The organism is Yinghuangia sp. ASG 101, from assembly GCF_021165735.1.
Taxonomy (GTDB): domain Bacteria; phylum Actinomycetota; class Actinomycetes; order Streptomycetales; family Streptomycetaceae; genus Yinghuangia.
In genome coordinates this window covers 2104153-2124613 of the sequence record NZ_CP088911.1, presented here as the reverse complement: position 1 = coordinate 2124613, position 20461 = coordinate 2104153, and the positions used below count along the sequence as shown (strand labels likewise).

Genomic DNA, 20461 nt, shown 5'->3' with positions numbered 1-20461 from the left:
GTGGCCGCCCGGTCGTGCGGCCGACGGCAGCCGGTCATTATATGCAGACTACACACACTGTGTATCGTGCATACTCGCGGGGTGCGTCATAAGAACGGAAAATGAGGGACGCCGCCGGATCCTGGGTGTTCGGCGGAGGTGAACCCAGGGAGGACGTCGTGGTGGACCAGCAACTGGCCCGGATCGAACGCGAATGCATGCTCCTGGCACGGCATCAGGTGATGGCCAACCGCGGTGCGGGCGGGCCGACTCTGGAGCGCTCGGCGTACCTGCTGATCTCTCGGCTGGAGGCGGAGGGCCCGATGTCGATCGGCCAACTCGCCGACGCCTTCCTGCTCGACACCTCGACGGTCAACCGGCAGGTGGCCGCACTGCTCCGCGCCGGGCTCGCGGAACGCATCGCGGACCCCGACGGAGGCCTCGCCCGCAAACTGCGCGCGACCGAGGAGGGCCGCAGCCGCCTGGCCGCCGACCGCGAGCAGCATCTGCGCGGGCTCGACAACGTGCTCGCGGGCTGGGACGAGGAGGACCGCCACGTGCTGTTGGACGTGTTGACGCGGTTCAACCACGCGATCGAGCGGCGCATGGGCAACGAGTGGCCCCGCCCGGACCTGACCGCGGGGGCCAGTACGGGCGGGGCGGGCGACTGACGGCGGTCCGTCTCGCCTTGCCTCGTGGCGGTGACGGCGTGCGGGGGTCGCGGACGCCGCGCGTTTCGCGGCGGGAACGACCGGTGCGGGGTGGCGGTCGGCGGGGGCGGTGGTCGAAGGTGCCGTGCAGGGTGGCCTTCGGAACCGATCGGCGTCGGCCGCCTCGCGGTTTCTGATCGTTCGGGATGTGTCCGGGGTCTTCCCGGCGACCCGGGTGCTTCGGTGACGGTGGGTCAGGTGTCGGCGGGCTTCGCCGGGTCGTCCGGCTTCGTGGGGGCGTCGGGCTTCGCGTCGCCGTCCGGTTGCGCGGGGCCCTCGGCCGACGCCTCCGACTCGTCCGCCGGGCCGTCGGAAGGCCCGGGCTTCGCCGCTTCGCCGCCGTCCGCGGCCTCGTCCGCCGGTGCGGGCGCGGAGCCGGCTTTCGCCGTCGCGACCGGTGCGCCCGCCCGCGGCCCGGTCACGGTGGGGGCCTCGTCCCCGCGGGCCTCGGAGGCGGCCCCCTCCCGGTTCCCCCCGGCGACCGCAGCGGCCCCGGCGACCCCGGTGTCCGCCTCGTCCGGTTCGTCGTCGTCCCACTCTTCGTCGTCCCAGTCGTCCTCCCACTCCGCTTCTTCGGCCGCGGCGCGCTCGGCGCGTACCGCGCGGAAGCGTGCCGCGCCGACGACCACGGCTCCGCCGACGAGCATCGCCACGCCCGCGGTCAGGATCGCCGGTTCCCTGCCGGAGGCGCCGGTGTCCGCGAGGACGGGGGGAGGGTCGTCGTGCAACGCCGGGATCGCGTTGACCGCCACCGGCGCGGCGATGGCGAGTGCGCCTGCCGCGATGGCGACCGCGGCGGCGCGGCGGATCGTCCTGGACGAGGACTTCTGCTGCATGCGGTAGCTCTTCTGTCGGGAACTCTGCGGGACGGGAGCCGTGCGAGGACGCTGCGTGGCGCCGATGTGGCGCACCCTTCCTAGCAGCACCGGGGGACCGACGGGAGCCCGCCCCGACGGCGTGCCGGGAACCGGGTGTTTCGTACGGTGGCGTCCGCGGGCGCCGGAACTTGCCGGGCGTGCGGTCCGTACGAGAAGGTGACCGCTCCGGACCGGAGGCCGACAGCGATGCCCGACGAACAGGCGCGGATACCCGCGCCCGCTCACCCCCACGATTCCCCGTCGGCCGCGGCGTCCGATCACGCACCCGGGCACGGCCACGGGCACGGGCACAGCCACGCGCACGGCCCGGCGGTTCCGGCCTCGGCGCGGGTGCGGCGGTTGCTGGCCTACGTCCTCGTGCCGTTCGCGCTGGCGGTCGCGGTGGGCATGCTCGTGATGTGGCCGGACGGGGACAAGCACGCGTCCCCCGGGAACCAGGGCAACCTCCACGTCTCCTACGGCGAGGTGGTCGAGACGGCGGCGGTGTCGTGCGACCCGGCGGTGTCGGGGGTGGACGGCTCCGGGGCGGTGGGCGGCTCGGGAGCCGTGGACAGCTCCGGACCGGTGGGCGCGGAGGGGGCTCCGGCCGTGCCGCCCGACTCCGCCGCCGACCGCGACTGCACGTCCGTGGCCGTCGACGTCACCAAGGGCCGGGGCAGCGGCACGACCATCCGCCAACTCGTCGGCGAGGGCGCGGGGTTGCCCGGGCTGAGGGTCGGGGACAAGGTCGTGCTCGACTACGCGCCCGACGCGCCGCCCGAGGCACAGTGGAGCATCGTCGACTACCAGCGCGACAGGCCGATGCTGTGGCTCGCGGCGATCTTCGCGGTCGCCGTCGTCGCGATCGGCCGGCTGCGCGGCCTCATGGCGCTCGTGGGTCTCGCGGTGAGTTTCGCGGTGCTCGTGTGGTTCGTCCTCCCCGCGATCCTGGAAGGGAGTTCGCCGCTTCCGGTGGCGGTGGTCGGGGCGTCCGCGATCATGCTCGTGACGCTGTACCTGTGCCACGGCTTCAGCGCCCGCACGTCCATCGCGGTGCTCGGCACGCTGGTGAGCCTCGCGTTGATCGGGGTGCTGGGCGAACTGTTCCTCGGCATGACGAAGTTGACGGGGATGGCGTCCGACGAGGCCTCGATGGTCCGGGCGTTGCACAGCGAGGTGGACGTCCGCGGGCTGCTGCTCGCCGGGATCGTGATCGGATCCCTGGGCGTCCTCGACGATGTGACGGTCACTCAGACCTCGGCGGTGTGGGAACTCAAGCACGCCAACCCCGCGTTGCGTGCCCGCGACCTCTACCGCGCCGGGCTGCGGATCGGGCGCGACCACATCGCGTCGACGGTCAACACCCTCGTCCTGGCGTACGCGGGCGCCTCGTTGCCGCTCCTGCTGCTCTTCTCGGCATCCGACCAGCCGTTCGGCGGCGTGGTGACCACCGAGATCGTCGCCGAGGAGGTCGTACGCACCCTCGTCGGCAGCATCGGCCTGGTCGCGTCGGTGCCGGTCACCACCGCGCTGGCCGCCGCGGTCGCGGCGCGCGAGAACGTCGCGAAGCCGGGCGACCACCCCGGCGGGGGACGCCGCGGCGGCTCCCGGCGCGGCGGCCGGCGCCGACGTCAGGCGGCCCCGGTCTGACGAGCGGGGCCCGGCGCGTCAGGCGTTGGCGCCCGCGTCGACCAGGAGCCCGGTCCCGGTGATGTTGCGCCCGCCGGGGCCGGCCAGGAAGGCGACCGTGGCGGCGATGTCGTCCGCGGCCAAGTAGCGTCCCAGCGCGGTGCGTTCGCGCTGTGCCGCGGCGTGCGGGGCGGTGGCCGGGTTCATGTCGGTGTCGGTGGAGCCGGGGTGCACGACCGTCGCGGTGATGCCGCGCGGTCCGAGATCGCGGGCCAGGCCGCGGGTGAGGCCGTCGAGCGCGGCCTTGCTCATCGCGTACAGCGTGATCCCGGGCTCCGGCACGCGCCCGGCGAGGTTGCTGCCGATGCTGATGACGCGTCCGCCGTCGGTGAGGTGGCGGGACGCGGCCTGGGTGGCGACGAAGGCCGCGCGCACGTGGATCGCGAGGACCCGGTCGACCTCCTCGACCGACACGTCCTCGATCGGGCCCATCGCGAACACCCCGGCGTTGTTGACCAGGATGTCGAGCCGGCCGAGGGCCGCCGCCGCGGTGTCGACCGCGTCGGCGAGGGCGTGCGCGTCGGCCGAGTCCGCCCTGAGGGCGACGGCACGCCGCCCGGCCGCCTCGATGTCGGCCACCACCGCGTCGGCCGCCTCCTTGCCCGCCGCGCTCACGTACGTGAACGCCACGTCGGCCCCGTCGTGTGCGAGCCGGCGCGCGACCGCCGCCCCGATGCCGCGGCTGCCGCCGGTGACCAGTGCGGCCCTGCCGGCCAGTGCGCCTGCCCGGCCGCTGTTGTGCGTGTGGCCTGTGTCGCTCATGTCGCTCCCCGGATCTGCGCCGTTCGGCGCGGTGGCCGCGTTCCCGCCCGAATTCTGTGTAGGTCGGCACAGAAACCGTTCCACGGCCGCCCGGGCGGGTCAAGCCCTATATTTGAACGATCGACACAGAAAGGGGGTCGGGCATGGCGGGACCCGGACGCCCCCGGGCCTTCGACCGCGACGCGGCGCTCGCGTCCGCGATGCGCGTCTTCTGGGAGCGCGGCTATGAGGCGACCTCGATGACCGACCTCACGTCCGCGATGGGCATCGGTTCGCCGAGCCTGTACGCCGCGTACGGCTCCAAGGAGGCGCTCTTCCGCGAAGCCGTCGCGCTGTACGGCGCCTCGGTGGGCGAGCCGATCACGCGCGCCCTCGCCGACATCCCGACCGCGCGCGAGGCGATCGCCGCCGTGCTGCGCGCGGTCGCGTGGTCCGGCACTCAGGACGACGCCCCCAGCGGGTGCATGATCGTGCTCTCCGCGACGAACTGCTCGGCCGCCAACACCCCCGTCCGCGACTTCCTGGCCGAGCGGCGCCGCCTCAACGCCGACCACCTGGCGGCCCGTCTCGCCCGAGGCGTCGACGACGGCGAACTGCCCGCCGACACCGACATCCACGCGGCGGCGGCCTTCTACAACGCGGTCACCCAGGGCATGTCCGTGCAGGCCCGTGACGGTGCGTCACGTGCGGACCTGGAGGCGCTGGCCGACCGCGCGATGGCGGCCTGGGACGCCGTCGTCGGCTGTGGCAGGGGCCACGCGGCGCGGTGAACGGGCCGGGGCATCCCGGGCGGTCCACCCGCGCCCACCGCGAACCACCGTGCCACACCGCGGCGTTCCCGCAGGTCACACCCGACTCCCGCCCCGGCGACGGCCCCGACCGCGGCGCCACCGCCCGCCCCCGCCTTCGGCCGCATCGGCCCCGCACCGTCCGCCGAGCCGCCAACCACCGTGCCGCGCCCGGCCGTTCACGCCGTCCCACGCTCCCGCCGCCCCGGCCGACGCCCGAGGAAACGCAACCGAACGATGGAATTTTCGCGGCTGTAACACGCGGTCGGCAGGCTCTTCGACGGGTGGTGCCGCGGTGCGGGCTCCCGGATCCACGTCACCGACGAGAGGACCGCGATGAGCCTCATGGCGACACGAGCGGAGCCCGACTGGGCGGCACCCAACTGGGAACGGGACATCGACGACCTGCCCGTCGCGCTGGCGGTGTCCGGCGCCCTGTGCGCGGTCGCGGGGGCGGGCGGAGCCGTACGCCTCCTCGACACACCGACCGGGCGCCTGCTGGCCCGCGTGGTCCTGCCGGGCGGCGCGGCGTCGGTCGGCTTCTCGCCGGGCGGCGGTGCCATCGCCCTCGCCGGGCCGCGCGGCTACGCCCTGTGGCGCATCGCCGACGGCGCCGTGATGATGCGGCGGACCGAGGCGCCCGCGCGCTTCGCGTGGTCGGCGTCCGATCTGTGCGCGGTCACCTCGGGCGGCACCGTATCGGTCTTCGACGCCGCGCAGGCCGTCGAGCAATGGCGGCCGGTGGACGGCGCGGTCACCGTCGACGACGTGGTCTGGTTCGACCGGGGGCGCACCGTCGCGATCGCGCTCGGCGGCGAGGTGCACGCCTACTCCGCGCGCGGGCGCGTCGCCGCGTGGTCGTACCCCTCGCCGGTCCGCGTGCTCGCGGGCGGCACGGACGGCGCGTGGCTGTGCTCGGCGGGGGACGGCCCGGGGGTCTTCATCCGCGGCATCGGCGGGACGTACGAAGACCTCTCGACCCACGGCCACGGGCTCATCGACGGATTGTCGCTCGACGCGTCCGGCCACTGGCTGGCTGCCGAGGTCGACGGGGGACTGACGGTGTGGGACCTCGCCGCGCGCGGCGGCCGGGTGCGCCCGCGCCCGCGCCGGCTCGAGGTCCGCGTCTCCATGGGCTCCGCCGCCTGGCGGCCCGCGGCCCGGGGAGCCGTGATCGCGACCGGCGGCCAGGACGGGGCCGTCTCCCTGTGGGACATCCGCGCCGGATCCTCCCGCCGCGGGGTCGTCCCCCTCGCGCGCCGGTTCTCCGGAGCCCCGGTCGTCGCCGTCGCGTGGCTCGGACCGGGCGCGCTGCTGTACGCGGACCGGGCGGGGAGGATCGCGGCGCAGACGGTGCCGGAAATGGCCGGGCGGTGAGGCGTCGGCACCGTCCGCTCCGGCACCGCCGCCACAGCCGGTCGTCACGCGCCGTTGTGTTCCCGTTCGCCGGGATGACCTGCGCCACGGCGTCGCATTCCGCCGTCCGGTACGTTGCGTGGGCAATGCAACGGCGGCCCGGGCCGGCCGCCGTGTCCGTGGTGCGGGTGTTCCGTCCCGGTCGGCGGGCGCGCGTACCGGCGAAAAGATGAGGTGGGCGATGTTCTGCAGGAAGAAGGCGGCCTCGGCCGGCAAGGCTGCGGCCGAAGGCACGGGCAAGGACGTCGCGGCGCTCGTGCTGCGTACCACCCTTGGTCCGATGCTCTTCGCACACGGCTACAACAAGGTCGCCGGACCGGGCGGGCTGAAGGGCACCACCGGGTGGTTCGAGGCGCTGGGCCTCAAGCCGGCCGAGGTGCACGCCAAGATGGCCGCCGGTACGGAGATGGCCGCCGGCGTCGGCCTCACCCTCGGCATAGCGAACCCGCTGCCGGCCGCGGCCACCGTCGGCCTGATGTCGGTCGCCGCGCGCACCGACCACCGCGGCAAGGGCTATTTCGTGTTCAAGGGCGGCTGGGAGTACTGCGCGGTCGTGGGCGGTGCCGCCGTCGCGCTCGCCGGGCTCGGCAACGGCAAGTACTCGGTCGACCGGCTCTTCGGCCGCGAGTCGTCCGGCGCCAAGCCCGCGCTGGTCGCCGCCGGCCTCGGCATCGCGAACGCGGCGCTGCTGCTGAAGCTTTGCTACAAGCCCGAGGAAAAGCAGGACGAAGAGGCCTGACGGAACCGCGAGTTCCGCGTGCGGGGGCGCCGTCTCCGGTGGATCCGGCGGGCGGCGCCCCCGCTGTCGGTCGGGGCGACTACCGTGTGATCACACGAAGTCGCCGCGCCCGAAGGGCCGCTGCTGCCCGGTTGATTCGGCGTTCCTTCCGTGCCAAGTCCTGTTTCCAGCGTGGAGGTTGTTGCCGTGCAGACGTTGCCCGAGTCGTGGCGCCCGGTGCTCGCCGAAGAGCTTGCCGCCGACTACTACGCAGCGCTCACCGCGTTCGTGGACGCCGAGCGCGCCGCGCACCAGGTCTTCCCGCCCGAGGACGAGGTGTTCGCGGCCCTGGAGGCGACGGCGTACGACGACGTGAAGGTCCTCATCGTCGGGCAGGACCCGTACCACGACGACAACCAGGCGCACGGGATGTGCTTCTCGGTGCGGCCCGGCGTGAAGGTGCCGCCGTCGCTGCGCAACATCTACAAGGAGCTGGTCGCCGACCTCGGCCTGACCGTGCCGGACAACGGCTACCTCAAGCCGTGGGCCGACCAGGGCGTGCTGCTGCTCAACACCGTCCTGACCGTGCGCGCCCACGAGCCGGCGTCGCACAAGGGCCAGGGCTGGGAGCGCTTCACCGACGCGGTCATCAAGGCGGTCAACGCGCGGGAGAAGCCCGTGGTGTTCGTGCTGTGGGGCGGCCACGCGAAGAAGAAGGCCGCGCTGATCGACACCGGCCGCCACGTCGTGATCGAGGGCGCGCACCCGTCCCCGCTGTCCGCCAAGAAGTTCTTCGGCAGCAAGCCGTTCTCCCAGATCGACACCGCCCTGGACAAGATGGGCCACGAGGCGATCGACTGGCAGATCCCGAACATCGGCTGACCCGCCGACCTGCCGCGCTCGAACCCGCGCGCGGCAGGGCGGCGGTCGGCGCGCGCCACGGCCGCGACGTCACCGCCGTCGGGCCGGTCGGTGCCGGACGGCGGACCACCGCGCGTTCCGCGCGGGGCCCGAGCACGGCGGACGCGCCTAAGGCGATGTCACCACTCGCGCGTCGGTGCCGTATGGCGGACCCCACGCGTTCCGCCCCGGCCCGCACGCGCGGGCGGCGCGGGCCCGGGCACCGTCGGCGGGCCGCCCACCGCCGCCACCCCGGCCCGCCTCACCGCGCCCGGCCCGTACGGCTCCACTCCGCGACCTCGCATCCCGTCGACACGCCGTGTCGGAACATGTGCGTACGAGGTCGCGGAGTGTCCTGTTTTGGTGGGGACGGCGACCGGGCGGACGCCGACGCCCGCCGGGGTTGATCCTTTTCCGTCAGATTCGAAGAACGACGGAAAACCGTCTTGTCGGCAGTATCCGGCGTGTGGTGTTGTGCCAATCTTGTGTGCCCTGTTCGAGCGCACCCCTGGTGGTCGACCGTGGCATCAACCGTTGTTCCGATATCCCCGCCCCTCGATCTGACCTCGGGCTACGTGGCCCACCGAGGGCTTCGCGAGGAACTGGCCCGGCTCACTGTCGCCACCCGCGGGGTCAACCCCGCCGATATCCGGCAACGCCAGGCCGTGGAAACCCAGTTGGCTCTCGTCCTGCGCTTTCTCGACGCCCACCACCGCGAAGAGCACACGCTCGTCTACCCCCGCGTCCGCGCCCGATTCCCCGTCGCGGGACGGGTGTTCACAGCTCTGGAAGTCGACCACGACTCGCTCGCCGCCCTCACGCGCCGCGCCGCGAACACGCAAGTGCCGCTCCGCGACCGGGCCGTCGCCGTCGGCCGACTGCACGACCTGGTCGCCCGGCACACGTACCACGAGGAGAGCGCGGTCTTCCCGCTGATGCGGCGGCACGTCAGCAACCTGGAGCAACGTGCCTTGCTGCGCCGCACGTTGCGCCGGTGGGGGCGCGACATGCCGGCGTTCGTCGCGCTCTACCTCCACCACGCCGACCGGGACGAACGCCGGTGCCTGCTCCGGCTGGTGCCGCCCGGCGCGGGGTTCCTGTGGCGCCTGTCGTGGCGGCGCCGCTACGCCCGCCGGCGCGCGGCGGCGTACGGGAGGGCGTAGCCGGGTCCACTCCGGGGGACACCTCCACGGTTCCGGAGCGGGAAGGCAGATTCCCTGACCGTCCCGGCGTCCGAGTGGACTGCGGGGGACACGTGGCGGCGCCGCGGCAACACGCCGACTGTCGATGATCACAAATTGCTACTTTATGGACGATTTCGACAGCCCCGACGCCGTGCCGCGAGCGTGCCCAGCGCTCTGTGTACGGAGAGCCACCCACCCCCGGTCGCCGGCCGGGCGCGCCGTCCCCCGCGTGTCCTCCGCGCCCTCCTGAGGAGTCGTCCCCCATGGCCCTGCACATCTCCGCGGTCCTGTTTCTCGGCGTCATCGTGTTCGTTCTGGTGCGGAAGGCCGGCCTGACGGTGTGGCACGCCGTCATCTGCGTGCTGCTCGGCTTCTATCTGGCCGGGAGCCAGATGGCCCCGAGCATCCGGTCGTGCGGGGACAGCGTCGCCGACATGCTGGCGGGCATGAGCTTCTGACCCGCGTCTGCCGCGTCTCCGCGTGCCGTCCCGGACCGCGGGGACGCGCACGCGGAGACGCGGCAGACGCGGGCCCTCACACGACCAGCCGCAGTTCCTTCCCCGCGATCCCGATGTCCACCCGCTCGCCCCACGACAGGACGAGGCGGTCGGCCTCGATGCCGTCGCCGAACGCGACCAGGCCCTCGGACTCGATGGTCAGCGACAGCCTCGTCTGCCGGTTCAGCGTGCCGTGGACGAGTGTGGTGCCGGTCGTCGGCGAGGGCCACGCCTCCCGGACGAACCAGGCCAGCAGTTTCTCCGTCGGTCCGGGCAGCGCGGGCGCGTCCGGGCGTTCGCGGCGCACCGACGCGCACCAGCCGGTGGCGCCCGTACCCGTGCCGACCAACACGCCGCCCGAGGAGGCCTGCTGTTCGTGGCGGCCCTCGGAGGTGGCGAGGCGGTAGCGGGCGGTCTGGTGGGTCGGGTGGCCCACGAAGACCTCGTTGAGCGCGCACAGCGAGCGCCCGTCGTCGGTGCGGGCCTCGGCCATCGTGCGGGACTCGTACCGCGCGGTGCCCACGTCGATGTCGCGGAACAGCCGGGCGCAGTCCTTCGCCTGATGCCGCGTCAGTGGTCCGGAGCCGGTCGCGCCGCCGTGTACGCCGATGACCGGCTGGCCGTCCAGGTACTTCGCGACGTTCGCGACCAGGCCGTCCTGGCCGACCACGACGACGACGTCGTGGGCCTCGAACAGGAAGCGGTCCAGGTCCCCGCGTTCGACCGTGCCCCGCCGCCAGTGCGCGGGCACCGCGGTCCCCGCGGCGGCCAGCGCGTCCTGGAGCGCGTTGGCGCCGTCGACCATGCCCTTCGCGTTCAGGCCGCGCTGCTTGAGGAAGAAACTCCCCTGGCTGTACGTCCCGTGACGGTTGATCAGATCGCGCAGGGCGGACTGCCGGTGGACGAAGACCGCGCGGGGGACCGTCGCCATCAGGCGCTCTGCCGGATCGGCGCGTCCGGATCGGGAGCGTCGGGAGCGTCGGGACCGGAGACGTCGGAGCCGGACGGCCGACCCTCGGTGAGTTTGGCGAGCGCCGCCCCGAGCAGGTCCGGCGTGATGTTCACCGTGCCGATGTTCGGCAGGTGCTCGGCGAGTTGCTGCACCGCGAGCGCGATGAGCACCGCCGGGTCCGCCCGGGAGTACGCGGCGACGTGTGCGGCGTGCGACTCGGCCTCGGCCGCGCCGATCACGCGACGGCTCTCGGCGGTCGCGGCGGCGGCGAGGCGGTCGCGTTCGGCTTGCGCCTCGGCCTGGATGCGGGCCGCGGCTGCGGCCTCTTCCGCGCGGCGGCGTTCGTTGAGGCCGTTGCGCTCGACCAACTGCTCCTCGCGCCGGGCGAGTTCGATCTGACTCTGCAACTCGTTCTCGGCGATGGCGCGTTCGCGTTCCACGGCGAGCGCGCGGCGCTCGAACCCGGCCGCGTCCGCGGCCTGTTGCACGCGTTCGCGAGCTGGGGCCTGGAGTGCGCGTTCGAGGTCGCCGTCCGGGCGTATCGAGGTGACGCGCACGCCGATCACCGTCACCCCGGTGTCGCTGATCCGGGTGTCCTCGGAGAGGCCCGCGGTCACGCGTTCGCGTACCTCGGTCAGCCCTCGGGTCAGGGCGTCGGTCAGGTCGAGTCCGGCGAGGGTGTCGACCGCGTGCTGCTGCGCGCTCTCGGTGAGCAGCGACGCGAGCTGGTCGAGCGGCGTCGCGCGCCGGCGGCCCGAGGACGGGTCGATGCCGAAGTCCAGGCGCGTCGCGGCGACGCCGGGATCGGTGATCCGGTACGTGACGGTGCCCTGCACGGTGGCGAGCTGGAAGTCGCGCGTGCGCAGGTGGAACAGCACCGCGAGTTCGCGGTCGTCGATCGGCACCTCACTGAGCGCCGCGGTGAGCGGCCGAAACCAGAACGCCAGCCCGGCGCCCTCGTGGACGACCGCCCCTCGGCGCTGGTGGCGCACCCACTGGACGGGGTCGGCGCGCAGATGATTCGCGAACGGTCGGCGCTGAATGTGGACCATCGGACTCCCCTGGGAGCGAGGCGAATTCAGATGACGTTCAATTATCGTCGCACAGACGATAAACGCTTTCGCGCCACCCGTCAACCGAACAGACGAACGCACACCCGCCCGACACCCCGCAGTCCGACCCACCCCCGCCCCACCGCCCCGCGAGCCCCCGGAAACGCCCTTTTGCCCACCGGAAGCCACCCACCCACAGCCACCGCAACCCCCCCGGCCTCACGGGCGGCGCGACATCTGTGGTGTCCGTGCCCCGTCGTCGGGGTGCTCGCGCACCTCGTCCGGACTGCTCGTGTGGGGTGCCTCGTGCCGCGTCACGCTCGCGTCCCCTCCCGCCGTCGGGGGTGTCGTGGACCGCCGCGGCCTCGCGCGGCGGCCGTGCTCGGTGGTGTGGCCGGGGGGCCTTTACGTGTTCCGTGCCCTTGCGTGCGGCGCGTCCGAGCGCGTTCGGGCGGTGTCTGCTATGCACTGATATCGCAGGGAACGGGTAGATCCTCGGCGATCCGTTCCGAGTCGTGGAGGACCACGTGAATACCGCAGTCGTGCCCGCGAAACCCTCGCAGCCGGGATCCGGCGACCCGCCCCTGGGGCTTGTGGTCGTCGGTACCGACGGCTCGGAAGCCGGCATGCGCGCCGTGCTCCGGGCCGCCGCGGAGGCGGTGCGGCGCGGGGCGGCGCTGCGGATCGTGCACGCGGTCGGGGTGCCGACCGCGCCGCCGAGGTCGTCCGGCGACGCGCCGCCGGTGGTCCCCGCGCAGGCCGCCGCGGCCCGGCTCGTCGAGGCCGCCGCCGCCCGGGTATTGCGCCGGCACCCCACGCTGCCCGTCGACGGCGACGTCGAGGTCGGACTGCCCGGCGACATCCTCCTCGCCGCCGCCCACGACGCGGAACTGCTCGTCGTCTCGTCCCGCGGTCGAGGCGGTTTCGCGAATCTGCTCCTCGGCTCCGTGGCCCGCTTCCTCGCCGCCCGCACCCCCTGCCCGATGCTGGTCGTGCGCGGCGAGCGCGGCGCCCCGAGCGACGACGGCGACATCGTTCTCGACGGCGACCGCGTCGTGGTCGGCATCGAGGGGGAGGCCGACGCCCCGACCGCCCGCGCGGCGTACGCCGAGGCCCGCCGGTGGGCGCTGCCGGTCCACGCGGTGCACGCCTTCGCGTGGCCGGGCTACCTCGGCCCGTCCGAGCCCACCCCGCATGAGCTGGAGTCCGTCACCGAGGCGCACCAGGTGTGCCTGGACTCCGCGCTCGACCCCGCGCGCGAGGCGTTCCCGGATGTCTTCGGCACCGCCGAGTCGATCCTCGGCGACGCCGCCGGAACCGTGGTGGCGGCGACCACGGACGCCACCGTCGCCGTGGTCGGGGTACGCCGCCGGCACGGCCTGCTGCGGCACTCGGTCGGCCACGTCGCCCACTCGGTGATCGAACACGCGGGCTGCCCGGTCCTCGTCGTCCCCCACGCCTGACCTCCGGACGATTCACCTGACGGATCGTCTGTTCCCTTTTTGAGAAAGGGAGTTGGCGTCGTCTCCAGGTTCGCGCGGCGATTGAAAACCCTCGCGGATCGTGTTGTCATGTGCGCCCACGGGCGCCCGGTGCCTTCCCGGCGCGGTCTCGCCGGACGCGTCGCGCGGTCGCCCGTCACCGCTTCGGGGCGCGGGGAAGGCTCGCCGCCTCGAACCCGCGTTCGAAGGGTGGGCATCGTGACCACGACGACTCCCGCAGGGCACCGCGGCGACAGCCCGTCCGAAGCGCCGCCTGCGGGCCCGGGCGCGGCCGTGCCGGACGTCCTCGCCCCGGCCAGGCTCGGCCCCCTCACGCTGCGCAACCGCATCGTCAAGGCCGCCACCTTCGAGGGCGCCACGCCCGACGCCCTGGTCACCGACGCGCTCATCGACTACCACGTCAAGCCCGCCGCGGGCGGCATCGGCATGACGACGGTCGCCTACTGCGCCGTCTCGCCCGAGGGCCGCACCGACCGGCACCAGATCTGGATGCGGCCGGAGGCGGTCCCGGGCCTGCGGCGCCTCACCGACGCCGTACACGCCGAAGGCGCCGCCATCTCGGCGCAGATCGGGCACGCCGGTCCCGTCGCCAACGCCAAGTCCAACCGGCTGCCGGCGCTCGCTCCCGGCCGGTTGTTCAGCCCGCTCGGCATGAGGATGTGCAAGGCGGCCACCGAGGACGACATCGCGCGCGTCACCGAGGCGCACGCCCGCGCCGCCCGGCACGCCGTCGAGGCGGGGTTCGACGCCGTCGAAATCCATTTGGGGCACAACTACTTCGCGAGCGCGTTCCTCAGCCCGAAACTGAACCGCCGTCAGGACGCCTACGGCGGAACGCTGGAGAACCGCGCCAAGGTCGCGCGGGGTGTCGTCCGCGCGGTCCGCGACGCGGTCGGCGACCGCATCGCCGTCACCGCCAAGCTCAACATGGCCGACGGTGTGCCGGGCGGGATCTGGCTGACCGAAAGCATCCGCACCGCCAAGTGGCTGGAGCGGGACGGATGCCTCGACGCCCTCGAACTCACCGCCGGAAGCTCGCTGTTGAACCCGATGTACCTCTTCCGCGGCGACGCGCCCGTCCCCGAGTTCGCGGCGGCCTTCCCGCAGCCGATGCGGCTCGGTATCCGGCTGGCGGGCCGGCGCTTCCTGATCGCCTACCCGTACCAGGAGGCGTTCCTGCTGGAGTACGCCCGGCAGTTCCGCGCCGAGCTCACCATGCCGCTCATCCTCCTCGGCGGCATCACCAACCGCGCCACGATGGACCTCGCGATGGCCGAGGGCTTCGAATTCGTCGCGATGGGACGGGCGATCCTGCGCGAACCCGACCTGATCAACCGGATCGCCGCGGACGAAAGCCGACGCGCCGTCAAGTCCCTGTGCATTCACTGCAACAAGTGCATGCCGACGATCTACAGCCGTACGCGCTGCGTGCTGGTCGACCCCGAACCACCACGCGGATGACGGTGGTTCGGGGTACGGCGTGCGGGCCCGTCCGCGCTAGGCGAGGTAGCGGGTCAGCGCGTCGATGACGCACGCGGGTTTCGTCTCGCCGTCGATCTCCACGGTGATCCGCATCGTCACCTGCACGCCGCCGGGGACATCGCGCACCGCCGCGATCTCCGCGCCGCCGCGAATCCGCCGGCCCACCGTGACCGGCTGCGGGAACCGGACCTTGTCGACGCCGTAGTTTACCCCCAGCGAGATGTTCCGTACTTCGACAATCTGCGGCAGGAACAGGTTCGACAGGGCCAGCGTCAGATACCCGTGCGCGATCGGCGCCCCGAAGGGCCCCTGCTGTGCCCGCTCGACGTCCACGTGGATCCACTGCCGGTCCCCGGTCGCCTCCGCGAACCGGTCGATCCTCTCCTGCGTCACCTCGAGCCATGCGCTGTGGCCGAGGTGCCGGCCGGACGCCTCCTTGATCTGCCGCAGGTCCGTGAACGTGGTGACGGCCATGAGAGCCCCCTCGCGATTGATGCGGACGACCATGCTGTGCAACGGCGTCCGCATTATCTGACGGGGCGCCAGATAAAGCCCGCGGCAGGGCGAACGGCTCGGTGCGGCGGGCGGAGGCCCGGGGACGCACGGCACCGGGCACGGCATCGCGCGGCGGCGGAGGACGGGGCGGTGGGATCGGGGCCGCGTGGGGGCCGCCCCCCGGAGTCGGTGCTCGCCGCGTTGCCGTCGTGCGGTCTCACGGGCGGTCCGGTGCGCCCGTGAGCCGGGAGCGGGGACGCGGAAACGGCCCGTCCGGTGGGGCCGGACGGGCCGTTGAGTGCGGAGGCTCCGGGCTCACAGGCGGTCCGGTGCGCCCGCAGGTTGCTCCGCGCGAGGACGCGGAGGCACGTCGGACGCGGCTGCGGGGGCCCCGCCCGCCCCGCGGGGGCGTCGGCGCCGCACGGGAGTTCGAGGCGGTCCGACGCCGCCGACGTGCTCATCCACCGATGAGTTTGCGTTGCGTCGGCGGTCCCCACCGTAGGAGCCGGGGACACCCGGGTCCCGGGCAAGCCGTGACCGCCCCTGTGCCGGGAGGCGGGCCGGTGGAAGGAGTGCGTCGTGGAAGTGCGGATCGCCTCGGGGGCGGTCGTGGTCGAGATCGGTGCGGCGTTGGGGCGCGCGGATGTCGCCGGGCTGTGTGATCGTGCGGACGAGTGCCTGGGCCGGGTGCCCGAGGCGCGACTGGTGTGTGCGGTGCAGCCGGGCCGCCGGGTGGATCTGGTGCTCGTGGACATCCTCGCGCGGCTGCGCCTGCTGGCGCGGCGGCGGGGCCGGGCGTACCAGGTGCGGGACGCTCCGGCCGCGCTGCGCGATCTCGTGGGCTTGGTCGGGTTGCGCGACGCTCTACCGATCGGCGACGCGCACGCACCCCCGCCCCCGCGCCCCGGACCGAGGCCGAGACCCGTGGACTCAGGACTCGAATTCGCGTGGAAGGCCGAAGAGCGGGAACAGGTGTTCGGTGTCGAGGAAGGAGTTGAGGCCGATGATCCGCCCCTGTGAGATCTCGATGACCTGAAGCGCCCACGGCTCGTACAGACCCGGGCCCGCCGGACGGTACTGGCCGAACGCGGGCGTGCCGTTCGCTGACACCACCGGGATCATGCGCGAGCCCCGGCAGCCGTTGCCGACACCGAGCATCCACGCGCGGATCTCGTCGGCGCCGCTCAGCCACAGCTCGAACGGCGGCATCGACAGCGTGACGTCCTCGTGCAGCAGCGACGCCAGGGATTCGAGGTCGTAGCTCTCGAACGCCTTGACGTACTTGGCCAGCAGCTCGCGCTGGGCCTCGTCGGCGGGCTCGTCGAGGTCCGTCGCGGCGACGTCGACCGAGGCCAGCGTCGCGCGGGCGCGTTGCAGGGCGCTGTTGACCGACGCCACCGAGGTGTCGAGCAGCTCGGCGACCTCGCTCGCCTGCCACGCCAGCACCTCGCGGAGGATCAGCACCGCGCGCTGGCGGGCCGGCAGGTGGTGCAGCGCGGCGACGAACGCCAGGCGCACGGAGTCGCGTGAGACCACGACGTCGGCGGGGTCGCCGCCCACCAGGACCTTGTGGTCCGGTGTGGGGGCGAGCCAGGTGTTCTCGGGGTGCGTGGTCAGCGTGGGGTTCTCCGCCGAGCCCACGGTGGTGAAGTCGGTGGGGCGCGCCTTGCGCTCCTTGCCCTTCAGCATGTCCAGGCACACGTTGGTGGCGATGCGGTACAGCCACGACCGCAGGGACGAGCGCCCCTCGAAGCGGTCGTGGCCGCGCCACGCGCGCACCATCGTGTCCTGGACGGCGTCCTCGGCCTCGAACGGCGAGCCGAGCATGCGGTAGCAGTAGCCGGTCAGCTCCACTCGGTATTGTTCGAGCGCGAGCTCCGGCGTCGCGGGTCCGTCTGCATCGATCACATCGTTCAGCCTAGGCGGGGGGTCCGACAATCGGTGGGCCGCGGGAGAAACAACCGCTGAAGACGCGCGGACGGTGACACGACGTCACCGCCCGCGCGCCCCCGCCGTCACACGAAGGGCACCCAGGCGCGCTGCGCGAGCGTGTTCAGGTCGCTGACCATCACGCCCCGCGTCGACACCGTCCACAGCGCGTCGCCGATCACGAGGGACCGCCGCATCTGCCCGTTGTCCGGGTGTGTGATCGTGCCGGCCTCGGTGAACGACCCGTCGCGCAGCGTCAGCACCAGGGCCTGCGACGCGGGGGCGTAGACCGGGGCGACCGCGGACGTCGAGCCGTTGTCGCCGGAACCGGCGCCGCTGGAACCGGACCCGGCGGGCGGTACCGCCGGTACGGGCTTCGCGGTGACGTTCTTCGTCTGGACCGGGATGACGAGCGTTCCCGTCTCCGGCCAGTACAGGAACGCGTGCGGATCCATCTCCGCCTCCGAATGACCCGTTTCCACCGTGTGGTGCGCGATCCGGTTCGGGTCGGTGAGGTCGCCGACGTCGAACAGCGAGACCTGGGTGCCGGTGCGCTGCCCGAAGTCCGTGCCGTCCTGACCGATGCCGATCAGCTTGTCGCCGTCGATCGGGTGCAGGTAGGCGGAGTATCCGTTGATCTTCAGCTCGCCGAGCACCTTCGGCGCCGTCGGATCCTTGAGATCCAGCGTGTAGAGCGGGTCGGTCTGCCGGAACGTCACCACGTACCCCACGGCCCCGGTGAACCGCACCCCGTAGATCCGCTCGCCGCGTCCCAGACCGCCCGCGCGTCCGACCTGACGCAGCTCGTCACCGCCGAGTGCCAGGATCGTGACCGCGCTCTCGGTGGGGGTCGGCGGTGACTCGGTGCGGGGGAGCGCGCCGTCCGACGCGTCGTACGAGGAGCGTTCGTTGCGCCCCGAGCCGGTCGGGGTCGGTGTCGGCACCGGGGCCGTGGTCGCGACGCGCAGGTGTCCGGCGTATTCGGAGAGCGCGAACTGGTTGAGCAGCGTGCCGTCGACGTCGCCCGACGCGACGTGCCGCGGGGCGCCGTTCCCGGAGATGTCGAACTGGTAGATCGCTGTGCGGGGTTGCCCGTCGGTCGACTTCTTGGTTCGGGAACTCTCGTACGGAGTACGGTACTTCGCGGTGACAAACAGGTTCGACGCGGACGCGTACACGGTGTCGGCGTCGGCGGCGACCGTCACCGGGCTGCCGGTGCTCAGCTCGCGGTTGAGGTCGAACGACAGGACGGACACCGTCGAGACGCCCGTGTGCCCCGGGGCGCCCGGCTCGGTCCCCGGTCGGCTGACGGCCGAACAGTCCACGAGGCGGCCGGAGTTGGTGGTGCCGCCGGTCTTGAGGGTGTAGCTCGGCAGCCAGTCTTCCACCGTGGTCTTCTCGACGGCCTTGGCGAACCGTGAGGTGTAGTCGCTGCCGGACCGCTGGATCACCGGTCCGCGCGGTTGCGAGCGGATGACGACGCGCGCCGTCGCGCCGATCTGGCGGGCGTCCACATAGCCGCCGTCGACGGTGAGTTCGCCGAGTGTGACGGGGGTGGGGGAGGACAGGTCGACGAGCACGAGCCGCGCGGTCGCGGAGGTGGAGACCGCCGCGTCCGACGAGGACGAAGAAGATGAGGAAGACGAGGAAGACGAAGAAGAAGAGGACGTCGTGGTCGGCTCGGGAATGCGCGGCTGCGCGGGCGCGCCCCCGGGAGAGTAGCCGCTGCCCATGATCAGCAGCGCCCGGTCGCCCGACAGCAGCATCTCGCTCGCCCGCCCGTTCGGCAGCGTCAGCATGCCGGTCTGCGTCCGCGTCGTGGCGTCGAGGACCCGCAGCGCACCATCCGCGACGGTGAGCACACGCCGCCCGTCGGTCTTGACCAAGTCCGGTTCTTCGACGCCCTGTTCGTGAACGTTCGTTCCGGAGTGGTCGGGGGCCGTGGTCGGTTGCGTGCCTCCCTGCCCGGCGCCCGGCGCCGCGTCCTGCGGGGCCATGGGCGCCGCGTTGGGCGCCTCGGCGCCGACTCCGGACCGGGCGCTGTCCTCGGCCGCGGAGCCCGGCTCGGCGCCTCCCGGCGGAACGGCCGTCGCGGAGCCCGGGCCGTCGTTCGCGCGTTTGACCGCGGCGGCCCGGAAGTCGGTGAGCAGCGCCTCACACGAGTCGAAATTCGTCAGCTTCAGCATCTTCGCCCGGACCTCGCCCGCTGCCCCGGTGAGCCCACCGGCGATGCTCGACGAAGGCGCCGGGCCGGACCGGTCGGAACCGGACGTGCACGCGGTCGCGACCAGGCCCACCGCGAGGGCGAGCCCGGCCATGGCCCGCCCGCGCGTCGCGTGCCGGGCGCGTACGTGTCCACGCGTCGTAGCGGGCCGGGAGGGGGACACGCCGCCCGGTCCGAGGGTGTCGTCGTCGTTTGGCATGGCGGTGTGACGGGGCCGACCGGGCTTTGGTTCCGGCGGATTTCGGGGCGTCTCCGTGACTCGCGGTGAGTGCGCCGCGCCCCAGGCGCCCGGGCCCGGCAGGCGTACGGCCGTCCCGCCCACCCGGGCTCGTCAGCCCCCGTCGCGCTCCGGATACGACTTCGTCAACGCCAGCAACTCCCGTGCCGGACCCGTCGGACGCGTCCCGTGCGGCCACACCGCCCGCAGCGCGCGGCCGAGTTCGAGATCGGCCACCTCGACGCGCACGAGCCGCCCGGCCGCGACATCGTCCGCGACCGCGAGCGAACTCAGCACCGCCGGACCGGCACCCGACACGGCAGCCGCCTTCAGGGCCGTGGTGGACGCCAGTTCGAGCAGCGGCGCGGCGGCTGCGCCGAACGGCGCCAGCGCCGCGGCCAGGACCTCCCGCGTCCCGGACCCCGGCTCGCGCTGCACCAGCGGCGTCGCGGCAAGCTCCGCGGCCGGGACCGGCCCACGCCGCCGCGACCACGCGTGCCCGGGCGCCACCACGACCGTGAGCCGGTCGTGCGCGACGACGGCGGACGCCAGACCGCGCGGCGCGCGGCGGCCCTCCGTGAAGCCGAGATCCGCCTCACCGGCCAGCACCCGCGCGGCGACGTCCGCGGAGTTGCCGACCCGCAGCGACACCGCCATCCCCGGCCGCGACCCGCGCAGCGCCACCAGCCAGCGCGGCAGCAGATACTCGGCGACCGTGAGGCTCGCCTCCACGCGAAGCCGCGTGTTGTGGTCCTCGCGCAGCGCCGCGAGCCCCGTGTCCATCCGGTCGGCGGCGTCCAGCAACGGCCGCGCCCAGTCGGTGACCAGCACTCCCGCGGGGGTCAGCACCGAACCGCGAGGCGTGCGTTCGAGCAGCGGAACGCCGATCATGCGCTCCAGCGTCCGCATGCGGACACTCGCGGCCGGCTGCGAGACACCCGCCTCGCGCGCGGCCCGTCCGAGCGAGCCGAGGCGTGCGACGGCGAGCAGCAGCTCCAGCGCGCGCAAGTCGGGCATACGGGGGGACAACGGCATGGTGCCAGCGTACGCCCACCCATAACCCGGTGTTATGCCCCCATCGAGGCATCCCCTCTACCGACCCGTCCGG

General features: G+C 73.3%; 19 protein-coding genes. 11 read left to right on the top strand and 8 right to left on the bottom strand.

Features of this window, described 5'->3' with window-relative positions; translation table 11 throughout:
• The first annotated feature begins 197 nt into the window (after nucleotides 1-197).
• On the top strand, nucleotides 198-650 hold the full coding sequence (locus LO772_RS08735) for a MarR family winged helix-turn-helix transcriptional regulator (RefSeq protein ID WP_231779468.1): 453 nt from the start codon (nucleotides 198-200) through the stop codon (nucleotides 648-650).
• 233 nt (nucleotides 651-883) lie between these two features.
• Here LO772_RS08735 and LO772_RS08730 read toward each other — a convergent pair whose 3' ends face one another.
• Entirely contained in the window at nucleotides 884-1525 is a 642-nt protein-coding gene (locus tag LO772_RS08730; RefSeq protein ID WP_231777813.1) for a hypothetical protein, read from the bottom strand.
• A 228-nt stretch (nucleotides 1526-1753) separates the two neighbouring features.
• Between LO772_RS08730 and LO772_RS08725 the strand changes: the two genes are divergently transcribed.
• Nucleotides 1754-3196 (top strand): YibE/F family protein, encoded by a 1443-nt coding sequence (locus LO772_RS08725; RefSeq protein WP_231777812.1) that lies wholly within the window; start codon nucleotides 1754-1756, stop codon nucleotides 3194-3196.
• 18 nt (nucleotides 3197-3214) lie between these two features.
• On the opposite strand, the gene LO772_RS08720 is transcribed toward LO772_RS08725, so the two are convergent.
• Nucleotides 3215-3997: an SDR family NAD(P)-dependent oxidoreductase gene (locus LO772_RS08720; protein ID WP_231777811.1), complete on the bottom strand. Its 783-nt coding sequence runs from the start codon at nucleotides 3995-3997 to the stop codon at nucleotides 3215-3217.
• Between the two features lie 143 nt (nucleotides 3998-4140).
• On the opposite strand from LO772_RS08720, the gene LO772_RS08715 reads away from it, so the two are divergent.
• The 6 genes from LO772_RS08715 to LO772_RS08690 all read left to right on the top strand — a co-directional run bounded on the left by LO772_RS08715 (nucleotide 4141) and on the right by LO772_RS08690 (nucleotide 9461).
• Nucleotides 4141-4767 carry a TetR/AcrR family transcriptional regulator gene (locus LO772_RS08715; protein WP_231777810.1) on the top strand — a complete coding sequence of 209 codons (627 nt, stop codon included), beginning with the start codon at nucleotides 4141-4143 and terminating at the stop codon, nucleotides 4765-4767.
• A gap of 363 nt (nucleotides 4768-5130) precedes the next feature.
• Nucleotides 5131-6162, top strand: coding sequence for a WD40 repeat domain-containing protein (locus LO772_RS08710; protein ID WP_231777809.1), 1032 nt, complete (start codon nucleotides 5131-5133; stop codon nucleotides 6160-6162).
• A 220-nt stretch (nucleotides 6163-6382) separates the two neighbouring features.
• The gene (locus LO772_RS08705; protein ID WP_231777808.1) at nucleotides 6383-6940 is read left to right on the top strand and encodes a DoxX family protein; all 558 of its coding nucleotides are present in this window, start codon (nucleotides 6383-6385) and stop codon (nucleotides 6938-6940) included.
• Between the two features lie 186 nt (nucleotides 6941-7126).
• Complete coding sequence (locus LO772_RS08700) at nucleotides 7127-7801, top strand: uracil-DNA glycosylase (protein WP_231777807.1); 675 nt, start codon at nucleotides 7127-7129, stop codon at nucleotides 7799-7801.
• Between the two features lie 539 nt (nucleotides 7802-8340).
• On the top strand, nucleotides 8341-8982 hold the full coding sequence (locus LO772_RS08695; protein WP_231777806.1) for a hemerythrin domain-containing protein: 642 nt from the start codon (nucleotides 8341-8343) through the stop codon (nucleotides 8980-8982).
• A 284-nt stretch (nucleotides 8983-9266) separates the two neighbouring features.
• Nucleotides 9267-9461: a hypothetical protein gene (locus tag LO772_RS08690; protein ID WP_231777805.1), complete on the top strand. Its 195-nt coding sequence runs from the start codon at nucleotides 9267-9269 to the stop codon at nucleotides 9459-9461.
• 76 nt (nucleotides 9462-9537) lie between these two features.
• On the opposite strand, the gene LO772_RS08685 is transcribed toward LO772_RS08690, so the two are convergent.
• Together LO772_RS08685 and LO772_RS08680 are read right to left on the bottom strand one after the other, a co-directional pair.
• Complete coding sequence (locus tag LO772_RS08685) at nucleotides 9538-10431, bottom strand: hypothetical protein (RefSeq protein WP_231777804.1); 894 nt, start codon at nucleotides 10429-10431, stop codon at nucleotides 9538-9540.
• On the bottom strand, nucleotides 10431-11504 hold the full coding sequence (locus LO772_RS08680; RefSeq protein ID WP_231777803.1) for an SPFH domain-containing protein: 1074 nt from the start codon (nucleotides 11502-11504) through the stop codon (nucleotides 10431-10433). Before LO772_RS08680 ends, LO772_RS08685 begins: the two co-directional genes overlap by 1 nt.
• A 527-nt stretch (nucleotides 11505-12031) precedes the next feature.
• On the opposite strand from LO772_RS08680, the gene LO772_RS08675 reads away from it, so the two are divergent.
• Together LO772_RS08675 and LO772_RS08670 are read left to right on the top strand one after the other, a co-directional pair.
• A complete protein-coding gene (locus tag LO772_RS08675; protein WP_231777802.1) occupies nucleotides 12032-12967 on the top strand; it encodes a universal stress protein in 936 nt (311 codons plus the stop codon).
• 312 nt (nucleotides 12968-13279) lie between these two features.
• The gene (locus LO772_RS08670) at nucleotides 13280-14467 is read left to right on the top strand and encodes an NADH:flavin oxidoreductase (RefSeq protein WP_231779467.1); all 1188 of its coding nucleotides are present in this window, start codon (nucleotides 13280-13282) and stop codon (nucleotides 14465-14467) included.
• 36 nt (nucleotides 14468-14503) lie between these two features.
• On the opposite strand, the gene LO772_RS08665 is transcribed toward LO772_RS08670, so the two are convergent.
• Nucleotides 14504-14962: a MaoC family dehydratase gene (locus LO772_RS08665; protein ID WP_231777801.1), complete on the bottom strand. Its 459-nt coding sequence runs from the start codon at nucleotides 14960-14962 to the stop codon at nucleotides 14504-14506.
• A gap of 600 nt (nucleotides 14963-15562) precedes the next feature.
• Here LO772_RS08665 and LO772_RS08660 point away from each other — a divergent pair.
• A complete protein-coding gene (locus LO772_RS08660) occupies nucleotides 15563-16003 on the top strand; it encodes an STAS domain-containing protein (RefSeq protein ID WP_231777800.1) in 441 nt (146 codons plus the stop codon).
• Here LO772_RS08660 and LO772_RS08655 read toward each other — a convergent pair.
• The 3 genes from LO772_RS08655 to LO772_RS08645 all read right to left on the bottom strand — a co-directional run bounded on the left by LO772_RS08655 (nucleotide 15914) and on the right by LO772_RS08645 (nucleotide 20388).
• Nucleotides 15914-16891: a sigma-70 family RNA polymerase sigma factor gene (locus LO772_RS08655; protein ID WP_443089379.1), complete on the bottom strand. Its 978-nt coding sequence runs from the start codon at nucleotides 16889-16891 to the stop codon at nucleotides 15914-15916. The two genes, LO772_RS08660 and LO772_RS08655, sit on opposite strands and share 90 nt — an antisense overlap.
• Before the next feature lie 107 nt (nucleotides 16892-16998).
• A complete protein-coding gene (locus tag LO772_RS08650; protein WP_231777799.1) occupies nucleotides 16999-19335 on the bottom strand; it encodes a beta-propeller domain-containing protein in 2337 nt (778 codons plus the stop codon).
• A gap of 132 nt (nucleotides 19336-19467) precedes the next feature.
• Nucleotides 19468-20388, bottom strand: a complete 921-nt coding sequence (locus LO772_RS08645) for a LysR family transcriptional regulator (RefSeq protein ID WP_231777798.1) — start codon at nucleotides 20386-20388, stop codon at nucleotides 19468-19470.
• Nucleotides 20389-20461 lie beyond the last annotated feature (73 nt).